Source organism: Flavobacterium sp. (assembly GCF_032153895.1).
Classification (GTDB): domain Bacteria; phylum Bacteroidota; class Bacteroidia; order Flavobacteriales; family Flavobacteriaceae; genus Flavobacterium.
In genome coordinates, this window is the sequence record NZ_JALDYN010000051.1 from 1 (window position 1) to 8,197 (window position 8,197).

The window sequence follows — 8,197 nt, forward strand, 5'->3', positions numbered from 1 at the left end:
CACGAAAGCGTTCACGACCAATGGATGGACTGGATGCAGAACAAACACATTGCCGATGTTTTAGCGACCGGTAAATTCACCTCTGCCCGCATGGTAAAAGTATTGGTGGAAGAAGAAATGGGTGGTGTAACCTATTCGGTTCAGTATACCACAGATTGTAAAGAAACTTTGCAGCGTTATTACGATGAAGATGCACCAAGACTTCGCGAAGAAGGGCACAGGCTTTTTGGAGACAATATGTTGGCTTTCCGCACCGAATTGGAATTGATTTCGGATCATTAATATACAACCGATGGACAAAGTAAAAGCAAAAAAACACTTAGGACAACATTTCCTGAACGACGAGAATATTGCCCAAAAAATCGGCGATGCACTTACCTTGGAAGGTTATGGTAAAGTATTGGAAATCGGTCCGGGAATGGGTGTTTTGACCAAATATTTGCTAGACAAACCAACCGAAACCTATGTAATCGAAATCGACACGGAATCGGTGGAATATTTGAATGCCCATTATCCAAAACTACACGGAAAAATCATTTCCAAAGACTTCTTAAAGTACAACCTGAAAGAAGTGTTTGGCGAAGAACCGTATGCGATTATCGGAAACTTTCCGTATAATATTTCCTCGCAAATTGTTTTTAAAACCTTAGAATTGCGCGATCAGATTCCGGAATTTGCGGGGATGTTCCAAAAAGAAGTAGCCGAACGCATCTGCGAGAAAAAAGGTAGTAAAACCTACGGCATTCTTTCGGTTTTAACGCAAGCCTTTTACGATACCGAATATTTGTTTACCGTTTCGGAACACGTTTTTACACCGCCGCCTAAAGTAAAATCTGGGGTGATGCGCATGCGTCGTAAAGAAGACTACAAACTGCCTTGCGATGAAAAATTATTTTTCAATGTGGTAAAATCCGCTTTCAACCAACGCAGAAAAACGCTTCGCAACAGCCTAAAATCATTCAATCTTTCGGATAATTTAAGATTAGATAGTATCTTTGACCTCCGACCGGAACAAATTTCGGTAGAGGAATTCATCGTACTTACCCAAAAAATAGCCGCCGATGGAGTTTAAAATCAGCAGAGAATTTCTTGCTCAGGTAGAGCAACTTATTAGTGAAAACCGTGCGCAGGAATTAGAAACCTTGTTGCAGGACATTCACTTTGCTGATATTGCCGAAATCATGGAAGAGCTCGACGATTACGAAGCGAGCTATGTGTTCAAGATTTTGGATTCCGAACAAACTGCGGAAGCGCTTTTGGAGTTGGATGAGGAAGTTCGGGAGAAAATCCTTCGCAACCTTTCCGCTAAAGAAATTGCCGAAGAGCTAGACGAGTTAGACACCGACGACGCGGCCGACATTATCGCAGAATTACCACAATCCAAAATGGAGGAAGTAATCTCCGAGTTGGAAGACGTAGAACACGCCAAAGACATTGTCGAGTTGTTGCGTTACGATGAAGATACTGCCGGAGGTTTGATGGGGAAAGAGCTCGTAAAAGTAAACGAGAATTGGAACGTTTTAACCTGTGTAAAAGAAATGCGTCAACAGGCGGAACACGTTACCCGTGTGCATTCCATCTATGTGGTGGATGATGAAGACCGTTTGAAAGGACGTTTGTCGCTGAAAGATTTACTGACGACCTCGACCAAAACTCCAATCAGTGAAGTTTATATCAAAAAAGTAGATTACGTTAAGGTTGATACCGCCGATGTTGAGGTGGCGCGTATCATGCAGAAATACGACTTGGAAGCCATTCCGGTAGTAGACGAAATGGGCCGTTTGGTAGGTAGAATTACCATCGACGACATCGTAGACGTAATCAAAGAAGAAGCCGACAAAGATTACCAGTTAGCAGCCGGTATCTCGCAAGACGTTGAAGCGGATGACAGCATCTTGGAACTAACCCGTGCACGTTTGCCTTGGTTAGTTTTGGCTTTGTTGGGCGGATTCATCAGTGTGCGAGTTCTTGGATTGTTTGAACCAGCCATGAAAGGCCATGCCGAACTTTTCTTCTTTACGCCATTAATTGCGGCGATGGGCGGAAATGTTGGGGTACAGTCTTCGGCGATTATTGTACAAGGTTTGGCGAATAACGTCATCACCGGAAGCATCATTCAGCGTTTGTTAAAAGAGTTGTCTTTGAGTTTGTTAAACGGACTCATTCTGTCAGCGATTCTCTTCATTGGAAGCTACTTTGTGCTAGGATACGAAATCCACATCGGAATTACCGTGACCATAGCGTTATTGTCTGTGATTATCATTGCGTCACTTAACGGAACGTTTATCCCTATTATTCTGAACAAATACGGTATCGACCCCGCTTTAGCAACAGGACCGTTTATTACCACCAGTAACGATATCTTGGGAATTTTAATCTACTTCAGTATCGCCCGAGTGATTTTAGGTTTTTAATCGGTTTCCCTTTTTCCTTTTTTTAAAACCCGTATCTTTATTCTCTGAAAAGCGAAATACAGTGTCAGCATGAATAAAGAGATACAGTCTGTTTCCCAAACCAAAATACTGCATATTGACAGCAACCATCCGTTGTTGTGGAACCAATTGGAACAAGCCGGTTTTCAGAATTTCGATGATTTTAAATCCACCAAAGAAGAAGTGGAAGCGAAAATTCAGGACTACCACGGCATTGTCATTCGAAGCCGTTTTAAAATCGACAAAACTTTTTTAGACAAAGCCACCAGTCTTCAGTTTATCGCTCGAGTTGGTGCTGGTTTGGAGAGCATCGATTGCGACTATGCTGAAAGTAAAGGAGTGGCATTAATTGCTGCACCCGAAGGCAATCGCAACGCCGTTGGCGAACACGCTTTAGGAATGTTGTTGTCGCTTTTCAATCAATTAAATAAAGCCGATAAAGAAGTTCGTCAAGGGCATTGGAACCGAGAAAGCAACCGAGGTCACGAGCTCGACGGGAAAACGGTCGGAATCATTGGATACGGAAATATGGGCAAATCGTTCGCCAAAAAATTACGCGGTTTCGACGTTGAGGTTTTGTGTTACGATATTTTAAACAATGTATCCGATGCCAATGCTAAACAAGTTGCTTTAACCGAATTACAGCAAAAAGCCGATGTAGTAAGCCTTCACACACCTTGGACGCCGTTAACCGACAAAATGATTAACACTGATTTTATCAACGCTTTTGCGAAACCTTTTTGGCTGTTGAATACCGCTCGTGGAAAAAGTGTCGTAACCGCCGATTTAGTTGGCGCATTACAATCCGGAAAAATTTTAGGCGCCGGACTTGATGTGTTGGAATATGAAAAACTCTCGTTCGAACATTTGTTTGAAGGTGAAAAACCCGAAGCGTTTGATTACTTACTCAACGCAGACAATGTAGTATTAACCCCGCACATCGCTGGCTGGACCATGGAAAGCAAAGAAAAACTGGCTCAGGTGATTGTGGATAAGATTGTGGCGTTGTACCGGTAGTAAGGCGTGTTCTTTTTTTGAATAAATTTAAAAGACACGTTTTTGGTGTCTTTATTTGTTTTTCAAAAAAGAGACACCAAAAACGTGTCTTTTTCGAAATTTAAAAAAATTGACACTTATTTGTTTTGAGCAAGGGTTTTTATAGCGGATAATCATTTCTTTACTATCTTTAAATAACTAAAACACATATTCGATGAATAAAGTAGCCTATTATCTAATGCTTTTTGTTGGTGTACTTACCTGTCTGCAGTTCATCCCGCATGCGTTTATGGGTTATCCGGCGGTTTTGGAACACATTGCAAAAGGGGAAATACAAGAGCCGGCAGCACAAGGGATGCAGATGATTTGGGTATATTCCTCAACTATGATGCTGTTGTCCGGAATCTGGATGTTATTTTTAGCCAAACCGATTAAAAACGGAGACAACCGCGCCCGATTGCAAGGCGTTTTATTAGCCATTGGGCTGATGATTTTCGGAATGATGTGTGGTTACATCTCCCAAATCGTTTTGAATCATTTGTTTTTCTTTACGATAGAAGGAATTTTGTTGCTTTTAGCCAATACAGTATTTTTTACTATTAACCCCAACTATAAAAATGGACAATAACGAGTTAAAACGAGTAACCGGTTTGGGCGGTTTTTTCTTCAAATGCGAAGATCCCAATGCGATTAAAGAATTTTACAAAAACCAATTAGGGATTCCGGTCGATCAGTACGGCTGGACGTTTTGGTGGAAGGATAAAGATGGCAACGACTGCTCAACCCAATGGTCGCCGTTTAAAGCCGATACGAAGTATTTTGAGCCAAGTCAGAAGCAATTCATGATGAACTTCCGCGTACACGATTTGGAAGCACTTTTGGCAACTTTAAAAGAAGAAGGCGTAACGATAGTAGGCGAGATGGAAACCTACGATTACGGCAAATTTGGTTGGATTTTAGATCCGGAAGGAAATAAAATTGAACTTTGGGAACCTATCGATAAGGCTTTTCTGTAAAATTTTATATTTTAGCGCTACAAATAAGTCAAGATGATAGAATCTTATAAGAATACTGTTTTTAATAATTATGCAACTTTTACTGGAAGGGCAAGAAGACAAGAGTATTGGTACTTTATATTGATGAATGTCATCATTGTATTTGCCTTTTTTGTTCCGATGTTTGCGTTTTCTGATATGAATGCTATTGTAGGCCCATGGACAATAGTTGGACTTTCTGGATACGCGATTGCAATGATATTGCCAACTCTTGCATTAATATCGAGACGTTTGCATGATATTGGAAAAAGCGGATGGTATTACTTTGTACGTTTCATCCCAGTAATTGGCCCAATTTGGTTTCTTATTATGATGTGTACAGCAGGCGATGTTGGAAGTAATCAATACGGAAATGATCCTAAGCAAATTAAGGATGAAATTGATGAAATCGGAATAACTCGATATTAGAATAAGTAAAAATCACTAACCAAATAACAAATAATAAAAATGGAAGTTACAAAACCAGCAGAAGATTGGAACAAACCGCAACCACAACAAGATAATAAAAAGGTAATTGCCGGGATTATGGGAATCTTATTCGGAGGATTAGGAATTCATAAGTTTATCTTAGGATATACTAAAGAAGGCATCATTCAGATTATCATTACGATAGTTAGCTGTGGAATCGGAAGTCTTGTCGGATTTATTGAAGGAATCATTTATTTGACCAAATCAGACCAAGAATTTTACGATACGTACCAAGTAAACAAAAGACCTTGGTTTTAATACATAAAAAATCCCGAAGCAATTCGGGATTTTTTTATGGTTATGAATGTTTTTTAAGACATTCCTTTTTCTTTTCGTTCCAGTTCCGCCTGAAGTTCTTCAATCACCGGACGAACGGTGCTTTCCGGTAAATCGGCAATGCGGATGTACATCAAGCCATCCACGGCATCGTTAAACAACGGATCGACGTTAAACGCTACCACGCGGGCATTTTGTTTGATGTACTTTTTAATCAATACTGGTAAACGCAAGCTTGACGGTTCAATTTCGTCGATAATTTTGTCGAATTTGTTCAAATCGGCCTCAGCTTCGTTGAAGACGAAATCTCTGTCCGCGTCTTTCAGTTTTACTTTGTATTCCTTTTTCGGATGCACGTATTGCGCTACATACGGATCGTAATAATGCGACTTCATGAACTCAATCATCAGCGATTTTGAAAAATCCGAAAACTGGTTGCTGATACTCACACCGCCAATCAGGAATTTATGTTCCGGATAACGTAACGTAGTATGAACGATTCCTTTCCACAATAAGAAAAGCGGCATCGGTTTTTGTTGGTATTCTTTCACGATAAACGCACGGCCCATTTCAATGGACTTGCTCATCATATCGTACAATTCCGGCTCAAAACGGAACAATTCCTGCAAATAGAAGCCGTCAATACCGTGTGCGGCAAAAATTTCGGTTCCTAAGCCCATGCGGTACGCTCCGGCAATCAGTTGCGCTTCTTCGTCCCACAAGAACATATGGTAATAATAATTGTCGTATTTGTCTAAATCTAAGGATTCATTAGTGCCTTCACCTACTTCTCGGAAGGTGATTTCACGCAAACGCCCGATTTCGTGCAAAATGTTCGGAATCTTATCGGCTTTTACAAAGAAAACCTCGTAGTTTTTACTTTGCAGCATTCGGTATGTTCCTTTTCGCAATTCGGTAATTTCTTCTAAAATCTGTTCATGATTCGCTGGTTTGGCAATCTGTTTCGGACTTTTCGGAAGTTTTAAACTTGGGGTTTGCAATAATTTGCTGCCGTTTTCACTTTCAAAAACATTGGCCAGCATATAGGTTTTTCGGCGAAGAAATTCTGAATATTCTTCAATGGTCTCGTGTTCGTTCTGTTCAGCTACCGAAATCGGTTTTCCGATACGTACTTTAATCACGCGGTCTTTTTGCGTCAATAATTCCGAAGGCAGTTTCGCGGTTCGCAAGGTGTCGTTCATTTTGGATAAAAAGTAGAACAACTTGCTGTTTTGCGCATGAAAATAAATTGGAATCACCGGAACCTGAGCTTTACGGATGACCTTAATCGCACCTTCTTCCCATGGTTTGTCGACTACCAGTTTGCCGTCTTTATACGTAGAAACTTCACCAGCTGGAAACATCCCTAATGGCTTTCCGTCACTCAAATGACGAAAAGTTTCTTTCAGTCCGATTACGCTCGACTTGGCATCTTTGTGATTTTCAAACGGATTCACCGGCATGATATACGGCTTCATCGGTTCGATACGGTGCAGCAGGAAATTCGCGATGATTTTAAAATTCGGTTCGCGCTCCAGCATCAGTTTCAGTAACAAAATGCCGTCGATGCCACCCAGTGGGTGATTGGAAATCGTGATGTATGGGCCGCCTTTGGGTAAGCGTTTCAAATCTTCTTCCGGAATCTCAAACTTGATGTGAAATTCGTCTAAAATAGCATTCAGAAACTCCAAATCTTTCAAATGTTTGTTTCTGTTGTAGATATCGTTCAGGGTAGAAATACGGAGTACTTTCATCAACAGCCAGCCGGAAAATGTTCCTAACATTCCGTACGAGTCTGTTTTGATGGCTTTGGCAACTTCTTTTGCGGTAACTAACCCCATGTACTGTTCATTTTGGCGATAAAAACAAAGATAGTAATTCTGTTGAATGGCGAAAGGAAAATCGAATATTATTATGAGTTTTCAGACACTGCTTTTTTGCAGGTAATTGACACTGAATTGTTTATAACATTTGCACTGAACTGTTATAAAAGTGACTGTTTTTTGGCTATTTTTGAAAAAATTAAACACCAAAATGAAGATTATCTCCTATAACGTCAACGGAATTCGTGCTGCCATCTCTAAAGGTTTTTTAGACTGGTTGCAAAGTGCCAATCCGGATGTTATTTGTTTGCAGGAAATTAAAGCCGTTCATGAACAAATTCCGGTAATGGAAATCGAAGCAGCGGGTTATCCGTACCAATACTATTTTCCGGCAGAAAAGAAAGGTTACAGCGGCGTGGCCATTCTGTCTAAAGTAGCGCCCAAAAATGTCGTTTACGGAACCGGAATCGATTATATGGACAAAGAAGGCCGCAACCTGAGAGCTGATTTTGATGGTTTTTCTGTGATGAGTCTGTACTTACCTTCGGGAACCAATATGGATAGGTTAAGTCATAAGTTTCAGTACATGGATGATTTTCAGGAGTACATCAATACGTTGAAGAAAGAAGTACCGAATTTAATCATCGGTGGCGATTACAACATTTGTCACGAAGCGATTGACATTCATGACCCAATTCGCAACGCTAAAGTTTCCGGATTTTTACCCGAAGAACGCGCTTGGCTGGACGGTTTCATGAAAAGCGGCTTTATTGACAGCTTCCGTCATTTTAACAAAGAACCCCACAATTACAGCTGGTGGAGTTACCGAGCAGGAGCCCGTGGCAATAACAAAGGCTGGAGAATCGATTACAATTTGGTGAGTGAACCGTTACTAAATAAATTAAAACGGGCCGTGATTTTGCCGGAAGCGAAACATTCCGACCATTGTCCGGTGCTGGTTGAACTAGAATAAATTATTAATGCTAAATACCACAAAAATGATCAAACAAGTTTCTGTAGGAATGTTGGCTTTGGCCTTAACTACTTCGTGTGTGTCTAAGAAAATGTACACCGATTTAGAAACCAAATTCGCCGATTTAAAGAAAGAAAATCGTGCGTTAGCCGATGAAAATGAAGGATTGAAAAC

General features: G+C 40.6%; 10 protein-coding genes and 1 pseudogene. 10 read left to right on the top strand and 1 reads right to left on the bottom strand.

Going from position 1 to position 8,197, the window contains the following annotated elements; all coding sequences use genetic code 11:
• The 8 genes from RUH60_RS11230 to RUH60_RS11265 form a co-directional block, all read left to right on the top strand.
• The coding region (locus RUH60_RS11230) for a DUF4286 family protein (RefSeq protein WP_313808343.1) at positions 1 to 282 on the top strand (282 nt) is incomplete at its 5' end.
• A 10-nt stretch (positions 283 to 292) separates the two neighbouring features.
• Positions 293 to 1,072 (top strand): 16S rRNA (adenine(1518)-N(6)/adenine(1519)-N(6))-dimethyltransferase RsmA, encoded by a 780-nt coding sequence (gene rsmA / locus RUH60_RS11235; RefSeq protein ID WP_313808345.1) that lies wholly within the window; start codon positions 293 to 295, stop codon positions 1,070 to 1,072.
• Positions 1,062 to 2,414, top strand: coding sequence for a magnesium transporter (gene mgtE, locus RUH60_RS11240; RefSeq protein WP_313808347.1), 1,353 nt, complete (start codon positions 1,062 to 1,064; stop codon positions 2,412 to 2,414). Before rsmA ends, mgtE begins: the two co-directional genes overlap by 11 nt.
• A gap of 69 nt (positions 2,415 to 2,483) precedes the next feature.
• Complete coding sequence (locus RUH60_RS11245; RefSeq protein WP_313808348.1) at positions 2,484 to 3,449, top strand: 2-hydroxyacid dehydrogenase; 966 nt, start codon at positions 2,484 to 2,486, stop codon at positions 3,447 to 3,449.
• A gap of 193 nt (positions 3,450 to 3,642) precedes the next feature.
• Positions 3,643 to 4,056, top strand: a complete 414-nt coding sequence (locus RUH60_RS11250; protein ID WP_313808350.1) for a hypothetical protein — start codon at positions 3,643 to 3,645, stop codon at positions 4,054 to 4,056.
• Positions 4,046 to 4,444 (top strand): VOC family protein, encoded by a 399-nt coding sequence (locus RUH60_RS11255; RefSeq protein ID WP_313808352.1) that lies wholly within the window; start codon positions 4,046 to 4,048, stop codon positions 4,442 to 4,444. Before RUH60_RS11250 ends, RUH60_RS11255 begins: the two co-directional genes overlap by 11 nt.
• Positions 4,445 to 4,477: 33 nt before the next feature.
• Positions 4,478 to 4,891: a DUF805 domain-containing protein gene (locus RUH60_RS11260; protein ID WP_313808354.1), complete on the top strand. Its 414-nt coding sequence runs from the start codon at positions 4,478 to 4,480 to the stop codon at positions 4,889 to 4,891.
• A gap of 39 nt (positions 4,892 to 4,930) precedes the next feature.
• Positions 4,931 to 5,209, top strand: coding sequence for a TM2 domain-containing protein (locus RUH60_RS11265; RefSeq protein ID WP_313808356.1), 279 nt, complete (start codon positions 4,931 to 4,933; stop codon positions 5,207 to 5,209).
• A gap of 53 nt (positions 5,210 to 5,262) precedes the next feature.
• On the opposite strand, the gene RUH60_RS11270 is transcribed toward RUH60_RS11265, so the two are convergent.
• Positions 5,263 to 7,068 (bottom strand): lysophospholipid acyltransferase family protein, encoded by a 1,806-nt coding sequence (locus RUH60_RS11270; RefSeq protein ID WP_313808358.1) that lies wholly within the window; start codon positions 7,066 to 7,068, stop codon positions 5,263 to 5,265.
• A 193-nt stretch (positions 7,069 to 7,261) separates the two neighbouring features.
• On the opposite strand from RUH60_RS11270, the gene RUH60_RS11275 reads away from it, so the two are divergent.
• Together RUH60_RS11275 and RUH60_RS11280 are read left to right on the top strand one after the other, a co-directional pair.
• Positions 7,262 to 8,023: an exodeoxyribonuclease III gene (locus RUH60_RS11275; protein WP_313808360.1), complete on the top strand. Its 762-nt coding sequence runs from the start codon at positions 7,262 to 7,264 to the stop codon at positions 8,021 to 8,023.
• A 25-nt stretch (positions 8,024 to 8,048) separates the two neighbouring features.
• A pseudogene (locus RUH60_RS11280) lies at positions 8,049 to 8,197 on the top strand (cell envelope biogenesis protein OmpA); the annotation flags it as partial.

What these genes read in the sequence shown, in the direction of transcription:
- rsmA (WP_313808345.1), top strand. Translation starts at nt 293, where the DNA reads ATGGACAAAGTAAAAGCAAAAAAACACTTAGGACAACATTTCCTGAAC.
- mgtE (WP_313808347.1), top strand. Translation starts at nt 1,062, where the DNA reads ATGGAGTTTAAAATCAGCAGAGAATTTCTTGCTCAGGTAGAGCAACTT.
- RUH60_RS11245 (WP_313808348.1), top strand. Translation starts at nt 2,484, where the DNA reads ATGAATAAAGAGATACAGTCTGTTTCCCAAACCAAAATACTGCATATT.
- RUH60_RS11250 (WP_313808350.1), top strand. Translation starts at nt 3,643, where the DNA reads ATGAATAAAGTAGCCTATTATCTAATGCTTTTTGTTGGTGTACTTACC.
- RUH60_RS11255 (WP_313808352.1), top strand. Translation starts at nt 4,046, where the DNA reads ATGGACAATAACGAGTTAAAACGAGTAACCGGTTTGGGCGGTTTTTTC.
- RUH60_RS11260 (WP_313808354.1), top strand. Translation starts at nt 4,478, where the DNA reads ATGATAGAATCTTATAAGAATACTGTTTTTAATAATTATGCAACTTTT.
- RUH60_RS11265 (WP_313808356.1), top strand. Translation starts at nt 4,931, where the DNA reads ATGGAAGTTACAAAACCAGCAGAAGATTGGAACAAACCGCAACCACAA.
- RUH60_RS11270 (WP_313808358.1), bottom strand. Translation starts at nt 7,068, where the DNA reads ATGGGGTTAGTTACCGCAAAAGAAGTTGCCAAAGCCATCAAAACAGAC.
- RUH60_RS11275 (WP_313808360.1), top strand. Translation starts at nt 7,262, where the DNA reads ATGAAGATTATCTCCTATAACGTCAACGGAATTCGTGCTGCCATCTCT.